17 protein-coding genes and 1 pseudogene are annotated in these 19,903 nt (G+C 57.7%); 6 read left to right on the plus strand and 12 right to left on the minus strand.

Going from position 1 to position 19,903, the window contains the following annotated elements; all coding sequences use genetic code 11:
• Nucleotides 1–375 precede the first annotated feature (375 nt).
• From BLP93_RS00005 to BLP93_RS00015, 3 genes and pseudogenes are all read left to right on the plus strand, one after another.
• Nucleotides 376–597 (plus strand): annotated as a pseudogene (locus BLP93_RS00005) (hypothetical protein); the annotation flags it as partial.
• Between the two features lie 92 nt (nucleotides 598–689).
• On the plus strand, nucleotides 690–1,619 hold the full coding sequence (locus BLP93_RS00010; protein WP_092115956.1) for a transposase: 930 nt from the start codon (nucleotides 690–692) through the stop codon (nucleotides 1,617–1,619).
• Between the two features lie 67 nt (nucleotides 1,620–1,686).
• On the plus strand, nucleotides 1,687–2,622 hold the full coding sequence (locus tag BLP93_RS00015) for a DUF4351 domain-containing protein (protein WP_092115958.1): 936 nt from the start codon (nucleotides 1,687–1,689) through the stop codon (nucleotides 2,620–2,622).
• A 408-nt stretch (nucleotides 2,623–3,030) separates the two neighbouring features.
• Here BLP93_RS00015 and BLP93_RS00020 read toward each other — a convergent pair whose 3' ends face one another.
• Nucleotides 3,031–3,786 carry an SPOR domain-containing protein gene (locus tag BLP93_RS00020; protein ID WP_161946126.1) on the minus strand — a complete coding sequence of 252 codons (756 nt, stop codon included), beginning with the start codon at nucleotides 3,784–3,786 and terminating at the stop codon, nucleotides 3,031–3,033.
• A gap of 248 nt (nucleotides 3,787–4,034) precedes the next feature.
• Nucleotides 4,035–5,075 carry a hemolysin family protein gene (locus tag BLP93_RS00025; RefSeq protein WP_092115962.1) on the minus strand — a complete coding sequence of 347 codons (1,041 nt, stop codon included), beginning with the start codon at nucleotides 5,073–5,075 and terminating at the stop codon, nucleotides 4,035–4,037.
• Nucleotides 5,076–5,100: 25 nt separating this feature from the next.
• On the opposite strand from BLP93_RS00025, the gene BLP93_RS00030 reads away from it, so the two are divergent.
• Nucleotides 5,101–5,697 (plus strand): D-glycero-alpha-D-manno-heptose-1,7-bisphosphate 7-phosphatase, encoded by a 597-nt coding sequence (locus tag BLP93_RS00030; RefSeq protein ID WP_244148595.1) that lies wholly within the window; start codon nucleotides 5,101–5,103, stop codon nucleotides 5,695–5,697.
• A gap of 61 nt (nucleotides 5,698–5,758) precedes the next feature.
• Here BLP93_RS00030 and dapB read toward each other — a convergent pair whose 3' ends face one another.
• The 4 genes from dapB to uvrB form a co-directional block, all read right to left on the minus strand.
• Nucleotides 5,759–6,547 carry a 4-hydroxy-tetrahydrodipicolinate reductase gene (gene dapB, locus BLP93_RS00035; RefSeq protein WP_092115964.1) on the minus strand — a complete coding sequence of 263 codons (789 nt, stop codon included), beginning with the start codon at nucleotides 6,545–6,547 and terminating at the stop codon, nucleotides 5,759–5,761.
• Nucleotides 6,548–6,668: 121 nt separating this feature from the next.
• Nucleotides 6,669–8,726: an NAD-dependent DNA ligase LigA gene (gene ligA, locus BLP93_RS00040; RefSeq protein WP_341844722.1), complete on the minus strand. Its 2,058-nt coding sequence runs from the start codon at nucleotides 8,724–8,726 to the stop codon at nucleotides 6,669–6,671.
• Complete coding sequence (locus BLP93_RS00045) at nucleotides 8,723–9,493, minus strand: glycosyltransferase family 2 protein (protein WP_092115966.1); 771 nt, start codon at nucleotides 9,491–9,493, stop codon at nucleotides 8,723–8,725. The genes ligA and BLP93_RS00045 overlap by 4 nt, the downstream gene beginning before the upstream one ends.
• Entirely contained in the window at nucleotides 9,477–11,528 is a 2,052-nt protein-coding gene (gene uvrB, locus BLP93_RS00050) for an excinuclease ABC subunit UvrB (protein WP_092115968.1), read from the minus strand. Before uvrB ends, BLP93_RS00045 begins: the two co-directional genes overlap by 17 nt.
• Nucleotides 11,529–11,749: 221 nt before the next feature.
• On the opposite strand from uvrB, the gene BLP93_RS00055 reads away from it, so the two are divergent.
• Nucleotides 11,750–12,244, plus strand: coding sequence for a hypothetical protein (locus BLP93_RS00055; protein ID WP_092115971.1), 495 nt, complete (start codon nucleotides 11,750–11,752; stop codon nucleotides 12,242–12,244).
• 66 nt (nucleotides 12,245–12,310) lie between these two features.
• On the opposite strand, the gene aat is transcribed toward BLP93_RS00055, so the two are convergent.
• The 4 genes from aat to BLP93_RS00075 form a co-directional block, all read right to left on the minus strand.
• A complete protein-coding gene (gene aat / locus BLP93_RS00060; protein WP_092115973.1) occupies nucleotides 12,311–12,994 on the minus strand; it encodes a leucyl/phenylalanyl-tRNA--protein transferase in 684 nt (227 codons plus the stop codon).
• A gap of 70 nt (nucleotides 12,995–13,064) precedes the next feature.
• Nucleotides 13,065–15,359 (minus strand): ATP-dependent Clp protease ATP-binding subunit ClpA, encoded by a 2,295-nt coding sequence (clpA, locus tag BLP93_RS00065; RefSeq protein WP_092115975.1) that lies wholly within the window; start codon nucleotides 15,357–15,359, stop codon nucleotides 13,065–13,067.
• Nucleotides 15,360–15,362: 3 nt separating this feature from the next.
• Nucleotides 15,363–15,665, minus strand: coding sequence for an ATP-dependent Clp protease adapter ClpS (clpS, locus tag BLP93_RS00070; protein WP_425248208.1), 303 nt, complete (start codon nucleotides 15,663–15,665; stop codon nucleotides 15,363–15,365).
• Between the two features lie 207 nt (nucleotides 15,666–15,872).
• A complete protein-coding gene (locus tag BLP93_RS00075; protein ID WP_092115979.1) occupies nucleotides 15,873–17,228 on the minus strand; it encodes a tetratricopeptide repeat protein in 1,356 nt (451 codons plus the stop codon).
• A gap of 159 nt (nucleotides 17,229–17,387) precedes the next feature.
• Here BLP93_RS00075 and BLP93_RS00080 point away from each other — a divergent pair, with 159 nt between their 5' ends.
• Nucleotides 17,388–17,990: a class IV adenylate cyclase gene (locus BLP93_RS00080; protein WP_092115981.1), complete on the plus strand. Its 603-nt coding sequence runs from the start codon at nucleotides 17,388–17,390 to the stop codon at nucleotides 17,988–17,990.
• Between the two features lie 18 nt (nucleotides 17,991–18,008).
• On the opposite strand, the gene BLP93_RS00085 is transcribed toward BLP93_RS00080, so the two are convergent.
• Together BLP93_RS00085 and BLP93_RS00090 are read right to left on the minus strand one after the other, a co-directional pair.
• Nucleotides 18,009–19,070: a protein-glutamate methylesterase/protein-glutamine glutaminase gene (locus tag BLP93_RS00085; protein ID WP_092115983.1), complete on the minus strand. Its 1,062-nt coding sequence runs from the start codon at nucleotides 19,068–19,070 to the stop codon at nucleotides 18,009–18,011.
• Nucleotides 19,071–19,356: 286 nt separating this feature from the next.
• Nucleotides 19,357–19,875, minus strand: a complete 519-nt coding sequence (locus BLP93_RS00090; RefSeq protein WP_161946127.1) for a chemotaxis protein CheD — start codon at nucleotides 19,873–19,875, stop codon at nucleotides 19,357–19,359.
• Nucleotides 19,876–19,903: the final 28 nt, after the last annotated feature.

Here is a 19,903-nt window from a genome sequence, read left to right on the forward strand (position 1 = left end):
CTATGATGATCCTGTAACGAAAATATCGGATTTTTCAGGCTCGACTAATGTAGTTGCTCGAGTTACAGGTCCATACACTGTCACCTGTACTGATGCTAATCAGTAACACCAACATTACCGTAACTGTCAACTACACAGACCAAACACTTACTGGAACACCTACAATAGGAACAATTGTAGGTGGAAATTTGGCAGCAATATGGGGATCTCCTGAATTATGATTAATATTGGGAGCTTCCGGAACAGAAGGGGCTCCCAATTTTGAGGTTCCTCGCTGTTTCATGTGGGTAGGCCAAATTGAAGCTTGCCCCCGGAGATAGGTTAGGCGATCAGATTTCGAGTCGGTCGGTAGCCACGAGCCATAGAAGGAACTAATTTTTCTGGGGAGATCGATTCAAGAGCGTGATCGTTCAGGAAGGCGCCAGCCTGGTCAACCTACTGGCGTACGTGGACCTTAATCCGGTCCGGGCCGGTCTGGTTCGCAAACCCGAGGATTACCGCTGGTCCGGCCTGGGATATCTGGTTCAGACCGGCAACCGGGCTGGCCTGCTTGACCTGGACCTGGGGCTGAAGGAATGGAACGAGTTTGATCCAAAGGGATGAGCTAAGGGACAGGTTGATTGACACGAGTCGGCAATAACGACTATCTTCATTTCTCCCCTTCCCCACTACCCCCAAGGAGTGCAATAATGGCCCGTATAGCTAGATTTGTGAGGGATGATCGTCCGACTATATATCACGTTATGTCCAGAACGGCGCTGGAGGGGTTCCCTTTGCAGGATATCGAGAAGGATCACCTCATGTCCATTGTGGCCCGGTTGAGCAGATTCTATTTTGTCGACTTGCTCGGGTTCTGCCTGATGGGCAATCATTTTCATCTTGTTGTCAGGATGTATACGGAAGAAGCGGCCACGGATGCAGAGATCGTGAAGCGCTACAGGAGGCAGTTCGGCGACGATGCCGTCATCATGCCGCATCAGCTACGGGACTATCGCCGGCGGCTGGTCAACCTGGGGGCGTTTATGAAGGACATCAAGCAGGGTTTTACGCGGTACTTCAACAAGCATCGGAACAGGAAGGGATTTTTCTGGGGAGATCGATTCAAGAGCGTGATCGTTCAGGAAGGCGCCAGCCTGGTCAACCTACTGGCGTACGTGGACCTTAATCCGGTCCGGGCCGGTCTGGTTCGCAAACCCGAAGATTACCGCTGGTCCGGCCTGGGATATCTGGTTCAGACCGGCAACCGGGCTGGCCTGCTTGACCTGGACCTGGGGCTGAAGGAATGGAACGAGTTTGATCCAAAGGAGATCATTCGGAAATATCGCCGGTTCGTCTATGAAACCGGGGCCATGGATACCGGCAAAGGCAAGCAGCTCGATCCGGAATTGGTCAAACGCGAACGCAAGAAACGCTACAGACTGAGCCGCGCCGACGTTTTCCGTCACCGCTGTCGGTATTTCACGGACTCCGGCATCATCGGCTCAAAAGAGTTCGTGGCCGAGGTTTTCGATGGGGTGAAGCATTTGCTGGATTCCAAGGACGAGCGAAGGTTTACGCCGGTCGGAGGAGTGAAAGGAGTATATTCGATGAAGAGGCTGGCGGGTGCTGTTGGCGGGTAGCGGGTTCCTTGCCTTGGCCAAGCATATCCCTTACATTCCGCACAGATGATAAAATTCAACAACTTTCATGCCTCCTCAATCCCACGACCATAACTTCAAGAACCTGTTCCAGGACTTCCCACGTGAGTCCCTTGAACTGTTCTATCCGCAGGCTCTGGAGCTGTACGGCGAACTGTTGGAAATAACCTTTGTCCGTCAGGAGCCGCGCAAACATCACCTTTCCGACTCCGCCCTGGCCCTGGACATGCCGATTCTGTTCCGTTTTGCACACGGCTGCTTGCTCCTCTGGCTGGTTGAGTTCCAGGAGGACAAGGACAAGTTTTCCATCTACAAGCTGTTACGCTACACCACGGACCTGATGGAAGCTCACCCGGACGCCGTGGTCATTCCCACGGTTCTGTTCACGGATCGCAAGAACTGGCGCGAAGATGTACCGCGCCAACTGGAGAGCCATCTGATCGGAACTACCTTCCTCCACTTCGAATACGTGCACCTGAAACTATTTGCACTCCATGCCAAGGATTACTACAGTGTAAACAATCCCGTGGCCAAAATACTTATGCCCAAGATGCAATACTCTCACTCTGAACGTATAGAAGTTTTGCGCCACGCCTATCTGGGCCTTTACCAATTGGCATCACGGATGCTGTTCGAAAAATATACTGATTTTATTGACGTTTATGCCCATGTCCAGCCGGAAGAACAACAAGCTCTATGCGCCGACATCATGGAACACGAGGAGACCGCCATGCTCGCCCAATACATCAAAAATCTAGGTCGCGACGAAGGCCGTGTTGAAGGTCGCGTTGAAGGTCGTGACGAAGGCCGCATTGAAGGCCGCCAAGCCATTATTCAACGCCTCTTCACCAAACGCTTTGGCCAAAACATCCTGAACATTGAAGTCCAAGAACGCTTACGAAAGGCCACGCCTGAACAACTTGACCTCTGGGCCGAACGAATCCTGGACGCCAAAAATCTGGACGAAGTGTTTCGAGACAACTGAACCAGCTGACTGGAAGATAGAACTCAGTGAAGGGGAAGCCTGTATGCCAAGGGTTTCCCCTCTTTTTCTGCCATCACGGAGAGCGACATCTAAGGAGGAGCAAAAGGACGAGCGTAGGTTCACGTCGGTTGGAGGGATTGAAGGGCTGTTTTCGATGAAGAGGCTGAGAATTTCTGTCGAATGATAAGTTGTGAAAGTTAATGTTCTTGTAAAGCTCTGGCCCTCCCTATGTGCTGGGGAATGGACAGTGCGAGAGGAGAGCTAAAAGTTGATCATGACGTTTCTTCACGTTTTCCCTGGAAAGAGAGATTGCCTTTCACATGAAAAACTCCGGCTTTTGTTCAATCTTACGTACGATCCCTTCCAGTATTCGCTATTTCTGCCGCCAGCTCGGCACATTCGTTACCATCAATTTCCCATGAACCTGAGCAGCCGATATCCGGATGGCGACAGTTGCACCACCAAGGCTTCGCGTTGCTCCTTTTCTCTGAAGTGCGCCGCCCATTCATGGGCTTCGCGCTCATGGGCAAATCCATGGGCGAAAACAACATGCCAGGTCTGCCCATTTCGGACTATCATCCGGATCTCCGCGGGATAGGAATGTTCCTTGAGTCGTGATGCGGAATTCTCGGCATTACGCCGCACATGATAACTCCCGACCTGGACGAAATAGTGGTGTTCGGCAGCATCTATTCCACCATTCTCAACGGTTTCATCAGGAACTGGATGCGGCATTTCGGCGGGTGATGCATCACCTTGTACATCCGATATCACCTCATCCGACGGTTCCTGATCAGGGGATTCTTCCTTGAATAATTCTTCGTCCGACAACGCCTTGTCCGGCAATTGTTCGGACGGTGAAGAAGTTTCGGAAAGCGTCTCGTCCTCAGCATCTTCGCCCCCTTCCGCCTCCTGGCCGGAATCAAGACTGGACTGAGCGTTCTCTTCTGTATCCATGAAAACACGCTCCACGGGCAGCCTCAGCATAAGGGACGGCTCGGCTTGTGTTCTTCGATTTTGGATCAGATCATCCATATCCGTCATCATGTATCTCAAGCCCATCAGTAGAAGGAAGATCCCGAATACGACAACACAGGCTCTGATAATAGTGGTACCAGGCAATTTTGCCTTTTTATTTCGCATAATTCTTAAATATGGCGTCAATTGAATTTAATTTGGGAAAAGCAAACATCAGGAGGGGAACTGCTCAGCAGTGTTTCGAAGGTAGCCAACAGCATGGCTTGATTTCGGATTTGCATGTTGAGCCAAGGACTTGTTCATCGAGCCATTACCGTAATTCCCAGAACATATCTGATCTCCAGTGAATAAGGCGGAACCATATCACAATTTTACAAATACTGTAAGGCTCACCTAAGTCATTACTTTCGTCGCCAAAGAACATCACGACTGCATCAGGATGCGGCTTTCGATGTCACGAGGCGGCGGCGTTGGCGGGCGAGTTCGCGCATGTCCACGACCTGGTCGGTTTCGTCCACGATTTCGCTGCCAAGAATCTCTTCCAGCACGTCCTCCAGGGTCACGAGTCCGGCCAGACCGCCATACTCGTCCAGCACGATGAACATGTGCATCCTGGATTCAAGAAAGCGCACCAGAAGTTTGTCCAGGGTCGTGGTTTCCAGGACGAATTGGACGGGTTTCATCAGCTTGCTGAGCACGAGATCGTCCTGGTCGTTGGCCAAGGCTTCCAAGAGTTCGCGCCGATAGACCAGGCCGACGATGTCTTCCTGGTCATCTTCATCATATACCGGAATACGGCTGTGGGGCCAGGCTGTCTTCAGCTTCCGGGCCTGGCCCACGGTGAGTTCCGAGGGAAAGGAAAAAATGACCGTGCGCGGCGTGAGGATGTCCTTGACCATCTTGGTGTCCAGGGTCAGGATGTTGCGGATGGACAGCTCCTCGTGGGCCTTGATCACGCCGGCTCTTCGGGTGAGACTGATCACGGCCCGCAGATCATCCTCCGAGGTATCCGGGCCGGATTTCTTGCGGCCGATCAACCGGGTCACCCGGTCCATCAGCCAGATCACCGGGCTGAACACCAACACCATGCCGCAGAGGGGTTTGGCCAGAAATCCGGCCAGCTGGCGGGAGTACATCACCCCTATGGTCTTGGGGAGGATTTCCGCGAAAACCAGGATGATCACCGTGAATATGGCCGAGAAATAGATCAGGCTTTCCGTGCCGAACAGGGCCGCGGCAAAGGCTCCGGCCACGGCCGCACCGGCCGTGTTGGCCACGGTGTTCAGGGTCAGGATCGCGGCGATGGGCCGTTCGACATTGTTGCGCAGATCAAAGAGCAGCAGCCCGCTTTTCTTGCCGCTCTTGCGCATCTGTTCGAGATGACTCCAGGGCACGGAATAGAGCACGGCCTCGGAGAGCGAACAGAGCCCTGAAACCAGCGTCGCCAACCCCACCACCACCAGCAACTCAAACATAATTCAGCTTCCCGAGGTCGTCCTCATGATCAAGAACCCAATGAATATTCTTCTCGACCGGGACGGAACGGTCATTGAAGAATGCCATTACCTGTGCGATCCGGAACATGTCCGCCTCACTCCCGGCGCGGGCGCTGCGCTGCGCTCCCTGGTCAAGGCGGGCCACCGGCTCTTTCTGGTGACCAACCAGTCCGGCATCGGTCGGGGGTATTTCAGCCGCGAACAGTACGACGCCGTCCAGGAACGCATCGGCGAAGTCCTGCGGGACTTCGACGTCGAGTTCACGGACACGGTTCTCTGCCCCCACGCCCCCCAGGACGACTGCCAATGCCGCAAACCTCTGCCTGGCCTCTGGGAGCAACTGCGGGACAAATACGATTTGCTCCCGGAAACGTCCATGATGATCGGCGACAAGCACGCGGACATCTGCTTCGCCCGCGCCGGCAACCTTGCTGCCGCCGTACTCGTCCTGAGCGGGTACGGACTCAAAACGGCCCAGGATCTGGATCTGGTGGTTCCCAGCGGCAGAATCCTGGACCTGCGCCCCCCGGTGAATCCGAACCATCCCGACATTGTCGCGCCTGACCTGGCCGCGGCGGCCGCGTGGATTCTGGGGGAATGAGCGGGATGAATCGGTTGAGTCAAGAAATCGATTGCGATTGCGATTTCGTTTTTGTGAACCTTCAGGATTCCAGCAGGTCCGTGAAAGCGTAGAGCTTGCCCGGTGTCTGTCCGGCCAGCCATTTCGCGGCCCGCAGAGCGCCACGGGCAAAATTTTCCCGGGAATGGGCGCGGTGGGTGATTTCAATGCGCTCACCGGGGCCGAAAAAAAAGACCGTGTGGTCGCCGACCACGTCCCCGCCGCGCAGGGTCTGCACGCCGATTTCTTCGGAAGGACGCGCTCCGATGATCCCCTCCCGGCAGCAGTTCTTGACGGAGTCGTAATCCCAGCCTTTGGCCTCGGCCAGGCACTGGGCCAGTTTCACGGCCGTACCGCTGGGCGCGTCCTTCTTGGCCTTGTGGTGAATCTCCATCATTTCCAGATCATAGGCCGGGCCGAGCAGGTTCACGAGCTGGGGCAAAAGCTGCAGCAGGACGTTGATGCCCACGCTCATGTTCGGCGCCCAGAGAATGGGGGCTGCCTTCGCGGCTTCGCGCAGGTCCTCGGTCTGCTCCCGGGTCATGCCCGTGGTGCCGATTACGGCCCGATGTCCGGCCTTGGCGACTATCTTGGCCGTGGCCACCGAGGCTTCCGGTGCGGTGAAATCGATAACCACGGCATCGGACAGTTCACCCAGGACCTGTTCCAGGCTGGTTCCATGAACACAGCCGAAATCCGCCAGCCCCTGATCATGCCCCTGCCGCTCCACAACACCCGCCAAGGTCATTTCAGGATCCGCCTGAGCCAACCGAGCCAGGGTCCCTCCCATTCTCCCGTTTGCACCCATGATCACTACGGAACACGCGTTCATATTCTTCTCCTGGTTTAAGATTTTTTCAGGCGTACAAGGGTGCACTCTTCCTTCCCCGTGCCCCCCGTGCGCCCAGTAGTTTCATCTGCAACGGCTTTTTGTCCCAAAATTCCGCTCAAAGCTACGCAATATTCGTCGCCCCGCCGCTCATCCGCAGGAACGCATCGCCGTCAAGCACCGTCAAGCCCAATTTACGAGCCTTGTTGAGCTTGGAGCCGGGATCATCGCCGACCACGACATAATCCACTTTACTGGAGATGCCGCCCACCACGGTCCCTCCGGCCTGCTCCACCAGCTTCTGGGCCTGGGTTCGGGAGATGCCGGGCAGGGTGCCGGTGAACAGCACGCGTTTGCCGGCAAATGGTGAGTCTGAAATTTGTTCTGTTTCCCTCTGCCCGCCGGCTTGCGGCCACACCTCCAGCTCCCGCAATTCCAGCAGGATGCGCTGATTGTCCGGGTTGGCGAAAAAGCCGTGAATCGAGGCCGCCACCTCCGGGCCGATGTCCGGCAGCTGTTGCAAGGCAGTCTCATCCGCGCGGCCCAGGGCGTCCAGATCCGAAAAATGCTCCGCCAGCACTCTGGCGGTTTGCGCGCCCACGTGCCGGATGCCCAGGGCCCGGATCAGCGGAGCCAGCTTGGCCTCCTGCCTGGCTTTGGCGATGGACTGGATGATGTTCCGGGCCAGCTTGGGCCCCATCCGCTCCAGGGTCAGCAGATCCTGCTCGGTCAACCGGAAAAAATCCGCGGGCGAACGGACCATGCCTTTGTCCGCCAGGTTTTCCACCCACTTCCGGCCCAGGCCTTCCACGTCCAGCCCCGCCTTGGACACAAAGTAGACCAGACTCTCGCGCAGCAGTGCCGGGCAGGCCAGGTTCTGGCAGCGCCAGGCCGCCTCTCCGGGCAGACGCATGGCGGGAGTCGTGCAGACAGGACAGATGGCGGGGAAGACGAACGGCTGTTCTCCACCGTTCCGCTCCTCCAATACCGGGCCGACCACCTCGGGGATCACGTCCCCGGCCCGCTGGACCACTACCATGTCCCCGATGCGCAGGTCCTTGGCCCGGATTTCATCCTCATTGTGCAGTGTGGCCCGGGACACAGTGACCCCGGACAGGGAGACGGGTTGGAGCAGGGCCACCGGGGTCAGGACGCCGGTGCGCCCCACCTGGACCTGGATGTCCAGCAACCGGGTCGTACCTTGACCGGCAGGAAATTTCCAAGCCAGGGCCCAGCGCGGCGCCCGGGCCGTGGCGCCCAGCAGCTGCTGGTGTTCCAGGGTGTTGATCTTGGCCACCACCCCGTCGATCTCGTAGTCCAGCTCCTCGCGGACCGCGGCTACAGCCGCATACCGATGCTCCACATCCTCCGGACTCGAACAGAGTTGGGCAAACTCGGGCAGGGCAAAGCCCAGCGCGTCCAGGCCGGTCATTATCTGCTCCTGGGTGGTCCACCGGTCCACACCGTCGGCCCACTGGACCAGTCCCACGCCGTAGGCGAAAAAGCGTAGCGGCCGCCGCGCCGTAATTCGGGAGTCCAGCTGGCGGACCGAACCGGCCGCGGCATTGCGTGGATTGGCGAAGGTTTTCAGTCCGGCCGCGGCCTGCTCCTGATTCAACCTGGCGAAATCCGAGCGGAAGAAGATCACCTCGCCGCGCACCTCCAGCCGCTCCGGAACCGGAGATCTGTTGGAATGCAGGCGCATCGGCAGGTTGCGCACGGTGCGCATGTTCTCGCTGACGTCCTCCCCCACCATGCCGTCGCCGCGGGTGCCGGCCCGGACAAATCGTCCCTCTTCGTAAACCACCTCAACGGCCAGGCCGTCGAGCTTGGGATCCACCCAGAACTCCAGGTTTTCCTGCGGCAAATGGCGCTCCAGCCGAACGAGAAAAGCCCGCCACTCCTCCAGGGACAAGGCATTCTCCAGGCTGTACATAGGCAGGCTGTGCGCGAAGGGCTGAAACGCCGCCACCGGCTCCCCCCCCACCCGCTGGGTGGGCGAATCCGGGTCCGCCAACTCCGGATGCCGCTGCTCCAACTCCTGAAGTTCGCGGAACAGGACGTCGTATTCGGCATCGCTGATTTCCGGATCATCCAACACGTAATAGCGATGGTCATGGTGGCGGATCAGCCGGACAAGCTGCTCCATGCGTTTGCCGGGATCATCAGGGGAGAAACTCACAATCGAACCTCGTCGTGAAAATCGGTTTGCGCCTGGCGAAGAATGTCGCCATACCCAAGTCCGAGGCGTGCTTCAAGGTATGCTTTTTCCTGAGCGGCCGCGACGGCCAGGAAACCGGGAATAGATCCGGCCGTGGAATGATAGATGTGGCGCATGCGGACATGGTGGTCCACGATCACCGGCCACCCTGCCCGGGAGGCGCGCAAGGAAAAACAGAGATCCAGGCCGTAGCCGCGGGAATTGTCGCCCAAGTCCAGCCCGCCCAGGGCCTGCCAGCATTTCAGGTTGATCAGCGGGGCCACGCCGTCCACGCAACTTGCCCGTCGATAGGCGTGATTCGGGCTGGCTACCATTTGCGGATGATAGGGATGGTGTTCAAAAGACGGCGAATAAATGCCCGCGGGGCCGATGGTGCGCTCGATTTTCCTGAGTCGCTGCCATGCTTTTTCCAGGTGCGGAGGACTGGAGATGAAAAAGGCGTCGTTGTTGAAAAACCAGAGACGGGACCAGCCTCGCTCCCCGCAGACATGCAGGGCGTAGTCCAGCGCGCCGCCCCAAAATCGATTTTCATCCAGCCGCTGCCAGGCATCCGGATAGGGTTCCGGGGCATGATTGTCCAGAACCATGATCCGCTCTTTCCAGCCCGGATCGCCGGCCAGCAATTGCCTGTGCAGACGTCGGGTCGCCGCGGGACGTCCGTAATGCAGGATGATTACGGCGGGCCGAGCGTCATGGTTTTCACCAGAACATTCAATCGTTGCCGGCATCGGTTTCCAGCAGCTTGCGGCGCAGCATGGCCACCTCGTCGCGCAGCGCGGCGGCGCGTTCGAATTCCAGTTCCTTGGCCGCGGTGCGCATTTCGCGTTCCAGGGTTTTGATGCGCTTGCCGATTTCCTTGGGATTGCCGTACCCCGCCCCGCTCTCCCGGAGCTGGTCCGGCTGGTTCTTGTCCCTGGCCTCGGCATAGATATGTCCGAGGATATTGTCCATGCTTTTGATGATCGTGGCGGGCACGATGCCGTGTTCGGCATTGAAGCGCTGCTGAACCTGCCTTCGCCTCGCGGTTTCCCCCATGGCCTCCTCCATGGACCGGGTCACCTTGTCCGCATAGAGGATCACCCGTCCCTGGACGTTGCGCGCGGCTCGGCCGAAGGTCTGGATCAACGACCGGAAGGAGCGCAGGAATCCTTCCTTGTCCGCATCCAGAATGGCCACCAGGGACACCTCGGGCAGGTCCAGGCCCTCCCGGAGCAGGTTGATGCCCACCAGGACGACGAATTCACCCTTGCGCAAGGCCTGGATGATGGAGACCCGCTCCAGGGTGTCGATGTCCGAATGCATGTAGCGCGACGGCATGCCCATGTTCTGCAGGTATTCGGTAAGATCCTCGGCCATGCGCTTGGTCAGCGTGGTCACCAGGACCCGTTCGCCGCGCTGCTGGCGGATCTTGCATTCGGCCAGCAGGTCGTCCATCTGGCCCTGAACCGGCCGCACCTCCACCTCCGGATCCACCAGCCCGGTGGGCCGGATGATCTGCTCCACCACCCGCCCCTTCCCGTGCTCCAGCTCGAACGGGCCGGGCGTTGCCGAGACATAGACCACCTGCCCCACCCGTTCCCAGAACTCGTCCATGCTCAAGGGCCGGTTGTCCAGCGCCGACGGCAGCCGGAAGCCGAAATCCACCAGGGTCTTCTTGCGCGACAGATCGCCGTGGTACATGCCGCCGATCTGGGGCAGGGTAATGTGCGACTCGTCCAGGAACAGCAGGTAATCCGAAGGGAAGTAGTCCAGAAGGCAGGAGGGAGGGAGGCCGCCTCTGCGGCCGTCCAGGTGCCGGGAATAGTTTTCAATGCCGTTGCAGTAGCCCAGCTCCTCGATCATCTCCAGGTCCAGCATGGTCCGCTGCTCCAGACGCTGAGCCTCCACCAGACGATTCTCCCGGCGCAGAATGCGCAGCTGCTCGCCCAGTTCATCCCGGATGTCCGACATGGCCCGGCGCAGGTTGTCCTTGTCCGAAACATAGTGGCTGGCCGGATAAATCACGGTTTTGCGGACCGGCCCGTGGTATTTACCGGTCAAGGGATCAATTTCGTGAATGGCTTCCAGTTCGTCGCCGAAGAAGTCCAGCCGCAATCCCTTTTCGTGGCTGTAGGCCGGGATGATGTCCACGCTGTCGCCCCGCACCCGGAAGGTGCCGCGATGGAAATCCACATCGTTGCGCTCATAAAGCACCTCCACCAGCCGGCCCAGGAGATCCTCCATCCGCAACTGCTGCCCGGCCTCGATGGGGATCATCATCTTGGCGTAGTATTCCGGCGAGCCCAGCCCGTAGATGCAGGACACCGAGGCCACGATGAGCACGTCCCGGCGGGTCAGCAGGGCATGGGTCGCGGAGTGGCGCAGCTTGTCGATTTCCTCGTTGATGGAGGAATCCTTTTCAATATAGGTGTCGCTGTGCGGGAGGTAGGCCTCGGGTTGGTAATAGTCGTAGTAGCTGACGAAATATTCCACGGCGTTACGCGGAAACAGCTCCTTGAACTCGTTGAACAGCTGCGCGGCCAAAGTCTTGTTGGGGGCCATGACCAGGGCGGGGCGGCCCAGCCCGGCAACCACATTGGCCATGGTGAAGGTCTTCCCCGAGCCGGTCACGCCGAGGAGCACCTGGTGCGGCTCTCCGGCCCGGGCTCCGGAAATCAGATCATCAATGGCCCGTGGCTGGTCGCCCTGGGGCAGAAATGGGCTGACCAGCTCGAAACGAGCCGGTTCCAGCGGATCGGGGAAGGAATCGGAAGTGGTCGTCATTGCGATGCAAGGCGGTAAATGGTATGAATCATGATGTTTGTGCTGATCATGCGGGCTTTACTGGTCCACAAAATTTTCTCCGGCACGGATGACGGAACAACCCATAGCCCGTAGCCAATGGCCCAGAGCCCAGCAATGTAGATCCTTACTCCCCAACTGTCATCCCGCGGTCGCTTCAGACCGCCAGACCATCCTAATAACGACAACAAGAGAGGAAATTCATGGAATTGAACATCATCAGCCCCGAGAAGGAACTGCCTGTCCCCCGGGCCCATGCCCTGACCATGGTCATCAAAAGCTTCAAGGGCCGGCGCAATGTGGAGGTGCATCTGTACCGGGCGGGCTGGCAGGCAAAGGAAATGGAGGCCCAGGACTGGGGCGCGCTCCTGGGCGATCCGATCAGCCAGGATACGGAAATCCCCCTGGAAAACAGCAAGAAGGTCCTGATGGAGGCGTTCACGGCCGAAGAACGGGACCAGCTCGTGGCCTACCTGAAACACCGGTACGGCGAGAAACTGGAAAGCATCTCCGGCTGTTATCTCGACTTCCCCATTCCCAAGGGCCTGGCCGCCCTGTCTGATGTTCCGGAAGGCAAAAGCGTTGGCCGACTGCGACTTGAAACCGTCCCTCAGTTTACCCTGCCCTTTCCCGTGCACGGACTGTACGACCTCAGCCAGCATGAACCGCTGATGGAAGCCAACGGACGGGAAACTTAGGCAGTCGAGCAATCATCATTCAGACACGTGTGACAGCGCGCCCTGCCGTCGGCCGGGGTCTTCCGCTTAATCGTCAGCCCATTTTCCGAAAATGGTCGGCAGGGTCGCTGTCTCTTCCAGGATGGTCATGAATTGGGTTCTGGGGATTTCCCGCGCTCCGAACCGCAACATGTGCTGGGTGGTCTGCTGGCAGTCCAGAACCTGGAAATCCCAGCGCCGCAGACGCTGCACCAAATGGATCAGCGCGACCTTGGACGCGTTGGCGCGAGTGTGGAACATGGATTCTCCGAAGAATATCCGGCCCAGGGCCACGCCGTAAATTCCACCCACCAACTCCCCCCCCTCCCACACTTCCACGGAATGCGCCACTCCGACCTCATGCAGCTTGATGTAGGCGCACCGCATTTCCGGGACGAGCCAGGTCCCCGGACCGTTCGGTCTGGGAACGGTGGCGCAGCGCGTGATCACGTACTTGAACGCCTTGTCGAAGCTGACCTGGAATGCATTCCTGCGCAGAAACTTGCGCAGGCTCGAGGAAATGTGCAGTTCCTCGGGAAAGAGCACCAGGCGGGGGTCGGGGGACCACCAGAGAATGGGAGAACCGGGAGCATACCAGGGAAAGATGCCCAGGCTGTAGGCATGGAAAAGTCGTTCCGGCGTGAGATCACCGCCCACGGCCAGCAACCCGTCCGGCTCGGCGTTTTCCACGGGTGGGAAAACGATCCTGTGATTCAAGGCATAGACAGGCATGTCGTGTATTTGAAAACAAAGAGCCAAGCCGACTGCGGCTCGGCTCTCCGATCAGCGTGATGAATCCCGGCTATTCGTAGCTGAACACGAAGTCATCGACCCTGGAGGAATCACCGACTTTGGCGGAATCAGACGCCACGTTCTCCGACACGTCCACGAGCACCTTGCCGCCCTTGACCAGTCGTCCGAAGAGGATTTCGTCGGTCAGGGGGTCCTTGATGGCCGTCTGCATCAGTCGTCCCAGGGGTCTGGCCCCGTAGACCGGATCAAATCCCAGTTCAGCCAGGCGCTGCAGAGCCCGCGGGGTCAGCGAGACCTTGACCCGCTTGTCCTTGAGCTGGACATTGAGTTCGGCCACGAATTTTTCCACGATGCGTTCCATGACCTCGTTGGTCAACGAGTGAAAATAGATCGTGGCGTCCAGTCGGTTGCGAAATTCCGGGGCGAACAGCTTTTCCACGGCCTTCTTGCCCAGATGGCTGCGATCATCCTTGCCGGGCTCGCCGAACCCGATGCTGGCCACGCTCATGTCTTGCGCCCCGGCATTGGAGGTCATCAGCAGAATCGTGTTCCGGAAATCGGCCTTGCGCCCGGCATTGTCCGTCAATGTCGCGTAGTCCATGACCTGCAACAGAATGTTGAACAGATCCGGATGCGCTTTCTCGATTTCATCAAGCAGCAGCACGGTGTGCGGATTCTTGCGGATGGCGTCGGTCAGCAAACCGCCCTGCTCGAACCCCACATACCCCGGAGGAGCGCCGATCAGTCGGGCCACGGCATGCTTCTCCATGTATTCGCTCATGTCGAAGCGCAGGAAATTGATGTTCAGCACCTGGGCCAGCTGCCGGGCCAGCTCGGTCTTGCCCACGCCGGTGGGGCCGCTGAGCAGGAACGATCCAGTGGGCTTGTGCTCGGCTCCAAGACCGGCCCGGGAGCGCTTGATGGATTTGGAGAGGCTTTCAACGGCATCGTCCTGGCCGAAAATGACTTCCTTCAACCGCCCTTCCAGCTCCTGCAACTGCGTCTTATCCGAGGCGGAAACCCGGGTTTCCGGGATGCGAGCCATGCGGGCCACGACCTGCTCCATTTCCAGCGGCCGGATCACGTTCTTTTTCTTTGCCTTGGCGTTCAACTTGAACACCGCGCCGGCCTCGTCGATCACGTCGATGGCCTTGTCCGGCAGAAAACGGTCGTTGAGATGGCGAATGGAAAGATCCACCGCGGCTTCCAGGGAACTCGGCGCATATCGCACCCCGTGGTGTTCCTCGTAATAGGGGCGCAGCCCCTGAAGAATCTGCACGGTTTCGTCACGGCTGGGCTCGGGGAGCTCCACCTTCTGAAAGCGCCGCGACAGGGCGCGGTCCTTCTCGAAGTGATTCTTGAATTCCTCATAGGTGGTGGAGCCGATGCAGCGCAGCTTGCCGGAGGCAAGCGCGGGCTTGAGCAGATTGGATGCATCCATGCTTCCCCCGCTGGTGGCGCCGGCGCCGACAATGGTGTGGATCTCGTCGATGAACAGAATCGCGTCCGGAATGGCTTCCAATTCCTTGAGCACGCCCTTGATCCGGGCTTCGAAGTCGCCGCGGTATTTTGTGCCGGCCAGAATTGCTCCCATGTCCAGGGCGTAGATCGTAGCCTTGCCGAGATACTCCGGTACATCCCCTTCCGCGATACGCAGGGCCAAGCCCTCGGCCAGGGCTGTCTTGCCCACTCCGGGATCGCCCACGTAGATGGGATTGTTCTTGCGCCGGCGGGCCAGGATCTGCATGGTGCGATGCAGTTCCAGCTTTCTTCCCACCAGGGGATCTATTTCACCGGCCTTTGCCTTGGCCACCAGATCCACGGTGAATTGTTCCAAAAACGACTCCTTCTTCTGCTTCTGGTCCGATCCGCGGCATTCAGTGCATGCTTCTTCCTCGGGCTGCCCCTGAGCCTGCGCCGGCATGCCGTGGGAAATGAACTCCAGAATGTCCAGCCGGTCCACGCCGAAGGACTGCAGAAAATAGTTGGCGTAGGATTCCTGCTCCTGGCAAATGGAGGCCAGGACGTCGCCCACGGTGACTTCCGTCTTGCCGGAAGATTGCACGTGCAGGATGGCGCGCTGGATCACTCGTTGCAGGCTGGGAGTCTGGACGACTTCCGTCATGCCCCCGGTGGGCATGACCTGCATGTGTTCCAGAAAGAAGCGTTCCAGCTGGCTTTTCAGCTTGCCCAATTCCACGCCGCAATGTTCCAGGATGTCCTTTGCAGTGGAGTTTCTGATCATCGCGTAAAGCAGATGTTCCAGGGTCAAGAATTCATGATTGCGCACCCTGGCTTCACGCACCGCAACCAAGAAGGAGCGCTGCAATTCCTTACTGACCATATTTTATACCTCTTCCATGGTGCATTTCAACGGAAAACCCCTTTTCCGCGCCATGTGGTGAACCATCACCACCTTGGCCTCGGCGATCTCCGCCGTGTAGATCCCGCATATCCCCACGCCCTCCTGGTGTACTTTGAGCATCACCATGGACGCTTCGCTTTCGGACTTGCCAAAGACCGTTTTCAAGACATGCACGACAAATTCCATGGTCGTATAATCGTCATTGTGGAGCAGCACCTTGTAACGCTTGGGCTGCTCCAGAAGATCCTCTACCTGCAAGTCGCCCTCGATGCGAGGGTCGCTTATTTCTGCGGACAAGGGTTGTTCCTTATTTTTATGCGCGAATTGCGCCAGTTGCTTCCAAGATAGAAAATGATATTCACGAGAACAAAAGGATTCGTATCACCTCAGCTGACGACCGGCTTTGCCTTGATTTCGGGGTCCCACCGGAACAGGCTGATCTGCGTCGTTCAATGCAACGCGCACGAATCCGGCATCAGAAGCTGCCTGCAGCTAACTAACATCGGAGATGCGCTTGTCAATTCCCGGAAAATCAGGCCTCAGCTCCTTGACCCGCTGAAACATCGCAAGGGCTTTGTCCCGTTTACTCAGCTGCTGCATCAACACCCCGATGTTGTATGCGGTAACGTCATTTCCGAGGATGCCGGCTTCATTAACTTTCAACGCTTTTTCAAAGGCATCGTGCGCATCCCAGTACCGACCGCCTTCCATGTACGCCATGCCGATATTATAATGAATGACTTCAGTGTCGTTGGCAACACTGAGTACCTTCTTGAATTCCTTGACGGCCTGCTCCCATTTGCCCTGCTTGCGCAGAGCGATGCCCAGGCGGTTGAAAACGTGAACATCCGACTGGGACAGCGACGATTTGCCGTCCAGGATTTCGCGAAAATACCGTTCGGCCATTCCCGCGTCCTTTTTCAGACAGGCTTCAGCCACGGTCAACTTGACCTGGTCGATCATGTCCCTGGCCTGTTTGGTGGAAATTTTCACGGCTTCCTGAAAATAGTCCTGTGCCGTTTCCAAATTGCCCTGATCGAGATGCAACTCTCCGATCTCGATCTTTCGGTCCATGTTCATGGGGCTCAAGCGTTCCAGTTTTTCCAGGTAGGCCAACTGGGATGTCACGTCCTGCTTTTGGCGAAAGAACTCGACGATCTTTTTCAGAGGCTCAAGATACATCTTGGCATATTCGGCTGCCTGCAGATAGCTCTGCAAAGCGTCCTCGTCCCGGCCCATCTTTAGGTAGGCGTCTCCCTGGATCATCAATGCCGCGGAGCTGTTGGGCTTGATTTCAAGCAGCTTGTCCGCCGTTTCCAGCGCCTTGTGATACTCCCCGAGTTGGACCAGCTCCTTGCCCAGCCCCACAAGCTTGGGCAATTGCCCCTGGGGACGAATGGTCAGCGCGATCTTTTCGATCAACGTGTTCACGGAAACCGGTTTGACAATAAAATTGTCCGCCCCTATCTCGTGCAGGTACACGAGCAGGCTGCGATCCGTTTCCGTGGTCAACAAGATTATCGACGCTTCAGGATAGGTTATCTTTAGAAACTTGATCAGCTGATTGTTGCTGCGGTTGTCCACGACCCGCTCAATGAAGAAAAGGATCTTGCCCCTGAGCTCGATGATCCGCCTCGCTTCCTTGAGCAGCTCGCTCTCGCGCATGGCGAAGCGCAGGCAGTCTCCCTTCAGCTGAAGGTGGCTGGAAAATGTGTTGCGAAGGATCTTCGCGGCAATGGCGTCATCCGTGTAGATGATACCGACGCCGCGCTCATCCTGAATAAACTGCTTGATGATGACCTCATATTTCCTGACCTGTTGCAATGCGGCTAACTGCTTATCATTCATTCATCTGCTCCATATCGCTTCGTTCACGCAAGGCGGTTGACGGGACAAGGAAACTTTCCGGCTGCACGTCATGAGTTTCGATGCCGCAAATCAAAGTCGAACCGGGCCTCAGCTCAATAGAGGCTTTCCCTGTAGCGTCCTTCATTCAAAGGAGTGGTTGTGGCATTGGAAATTGAACAAAAATTTCTGGAGCCGGACATGGATTTGCTCCGGGAACGGCTCGTCAGAGGGGGAGCAACGTTTTGCTCCCAGGGGTTCGAAGACAATTTCATCTTCGACACGCCCGACAAGTTGTTGCGCAGCCAAAACATCCTTCTCCGCCTCCGCCATGCGGGAGAAACCGTCTTGACCCTGAAAAAGAAGCCTGAATCCCTCCCAGCGGATGATTCAAGATATAAGATACTGGAAGAAGTCGAGACGGTCGTGGGCGACATGGCGGCTCTGCGGAAAATTCTGGAACACCTCGGTTACGGCGTTGCATTCCGGTACCAGAAATTCAGGGCCACCTGGCAATGGGAATCCTGCATCATTTGCCTGGACACCCTGCCCTTCACCCAAGTGGTGGAATTGGAAGGAACGCCGGAATCCATCCAACGGACCGCGCAACGGTTCGGCTTGGACAACCTGCAATCTTCCACCCTCAATTACCTGCAACTCTACCGGACTCACCAACAATCACTGGGCTTGTCCGTAGAGGATAGGTTTCTTTTCACCAAGACGCAACGGGATGCCCTCATGGAAGCTCGTATGGAATCCCGGTAAAAAGACACGCCGACAAAATCAGCTCATGCGCAGTATTTCGCCGGCCAGGCCGCCCAGAGGCAGCACCTTGCGCACGCCGCCCAATTTGATGGCCTCGTGAGGCATCCCGAACACGACGCAGGTTTGTTCGTCCTGGGCCACGGTATGGGCACCGGCGTCGAACATCTCGCGCATGCCCTTGGCTCCGTCGTCTCCCATTCCGGTCATGATCACGCCCACTGCATTGGCCCCGGCATAGCGGGCCGCCGAGCGGAACAGGACATCCACCGAGGGACGGTGTCGGGAGACCAGCGGACCGTCCTTGATCTCCACATAGTATCGCGCCCCACTGCGCTTGAGCAGACAGTGGCGATTCCCCGGAGCGATGAGCGCCTGCCCGCGCAGCATCGTATCACCGTCCGCGGCCTCGCGGATGGTGATACGGCAGATGCCGTCCAGCCGCTTGGCAAAGGCCGCGGTGAAGTTCTCCGGCATATGCTGCACCACGGCGATGGCCGGACAATCCATGGGCAAAGACTGCAGCAGAATGCGCAAGGCCTCGGTTCCTCCGGTGGACGCACCCACCACGATGACTTTTTCCGTGGTCTTGACCATTGCCTTGTGGGCGGGCGACATGGGAATGACGGCATCGGCGTTCAGCTTCGGCTTGATCTGTATGGAAGCGTATGGTTTCAGCTTGGCGCCGGCCGCGGCCTTGACCGCATCGCAGATCCTGATTCGAGATTCCTCGAAGAACTTTTTCGTGCCGACCTTGGGCTTCTGGATGATCTCCACGGCTCCGTATTCCAGAGCCTTGAGGGTGGTTTCCGCGCCCTGCTCGGTGAGGGTGGAACAGATGATCACCGGAATCGGATGCTGGGACATGATCTTGCGCAGAAAGGTCAAGCCGTCCATGCGCGGCATTTCCACGTCCAGGGTCATCACATCCGGGACGATGTCCTTCATCCGTTCCACCGCGGCATAGGGATCGCTCACCGCCCCGATGACCTCGATCCCCGGATCCGACGTCAGAAGCTCGATCAGGGTTTGACGGACCAGGGCCGAATCATCAACGACCAGTACTTTGATTTTTGATTTCATGACTGCGCTCTCTTTGGCTCAGAAGTGGCGGCCGCGGGACGTGGGCCGGTGTGGCGTATGAAGGTCCCCTGAGCAAATGAATAAAATCTCGGCATTATTGTCTGGATCGAAATCGCAATCGAAATCGCAATCGAAATCGGCATCGAAATATTTTTATGTCCTATTTTGTTTTTTCGATTACGATTTCGATTACGATTTCGATTTCGACCAAGACATACACTGGCCTATTCCATCTTATTGCCAGTGCGCTTTGTTCGCGATTGACGCAGCCCGGGATCGGACCGGACTATTCTGAAAACAAGGTTCGTTGGATGCGTTTCACCCAGACTTCCCCCGTATCGCTTAAAAAATACAGCTTCCGTCCCAGTGTCCCCCCCACATCCGAGGCCATGATCCGCAAGCCGGTCTTCTCCAGTTCGACAATGGCCGTCCGAACGTTTCTTCGGCCGACACTGTTCGCGGCCGAACCGGTTCCGCCGGAAAAGCCGAACAGTTCGGCGCCGCCGAACACCTTGATCTGAATGTCCCTGCGCCGGCCGCCATTGCGTTCCACGGCCGAGAGGATCCGTTGAATGGATTGATCCACAAACCGGCAAGGCTGCGTGGTTGGCGTCCCTCCGTCATTGTCCGGCGAGTCCGGCAGCAGGGCATGAAAAATGCCCCCCAGGCGGATCACGGGTTCAAAAAAAGAAACAGCGACGCAGGAACCGAGAACGGTGCAGACCAATGTCGGCTTCTTGGAAAGAAAGCATTCGCCGATTTGGAGGTGAAAGACCGGGTAGTTGGAAAAATGCGCGGAATTCATCGCGTGGCACGGCTCCATGGGAACACGA

It is taken from the genome of Desulfonatronum thiosulfatophilum (assembly GCF_900104215.1).
Classification (GTDB): domain Bacteria; phylum Desulfobacterota; class Desulfovibrionia; order Desulfovibrionales; family Desulfonatronaceae; genus Desulfonatronum; species Desulfonatronum thiosulfatophilum.

Coding starts and splice junctions, on each gene's coding strand:
- BLP93_RS00015 (WP_092115958.1), top strand. CDS start 1,687: ATGCCTCCTCAATCCCACGACCATAACTTCAAGAACCTGTTCCAGGAC.
- BLP93_RS00045 (WP_092115966.1), bottom strand. CDS start 9,493: ATGCCGGCAACGATTGAATGTTCTGGTGAAAACCATGACGCTCGGCCC.
- clpA (WP_092115975.1), bottom strand. CDS start 15,359: ATGGTCAGTAAGGAATTGCAGCGCTCCTTCTTGGTTGCGGTGCGTGAA.
- BLP93_RS00025 (WP_092115962.1), bottom strand. CDS start 5,075: ATGTTTGAGTTGCTGGTGGTGGTGGGGTTGGCGACGCTGGTTTCAGGG.
- BLP93_RS00010 (WP_092115956.1), top strand. CDS start 690: ATGGCCCGTATAGCTAGATTTGTGAGGGATGATCGTCCGACTATATAT.
- BLP93_RS00075 (WP_092115979.1), bottom strand. CDS start 17,228: ATGAATGATAAGCAGTTAGCCGCATTGCAACAGGTCAGGAAATATGAG.
- BLP93_RS00090 (WP_161946127.1), bottom strand. CDS start 19,875: ATGAATTCCGCGCATTTTTCCAACTACCCGGTCTTTCACCTCCAAATC.
- uvrB (WP_092115968.1), bottom strand. CDS start 11,528: ATGACGACCACTTCCGATTCCTTCCCCGATCCGCTGGAACCGGCTCGT.
- BLP93_RS00085 (WP_092115983.1), bottom strand. CDS start 19,070: ATGAAATCAAAAATCAAAGTACTGGTCGTTGATGATTCGGCCCTGGTC.
- BLP93_RS00030 (WP_244148595.1), top strand. CDS start 5,101: ATGATCAAGAACCCAATGAATATTCTTCTCGACCGGGACGGAACGGTC.
- dapB (WP_092115964.1), bottom strand. CDS start 6,547: ATGAACGCGTGTTCCGTAGTGATCATGGGTGCAAACGGGAGAATGGGA.
- BLP93_RS00055 (WP_092115971.1), top strand. CDS start 11,750: ATGGAATTGAACATCATCAGCCCCGAGAAGGAACTGCCTGTCCCCCGG.
- aat (WP_092115973.1), bottom strand. CDS start 12,994: ATGCCTGTCTATGCCTTGAATCACAGGATCGTTTTCCCACCCGTGGAA.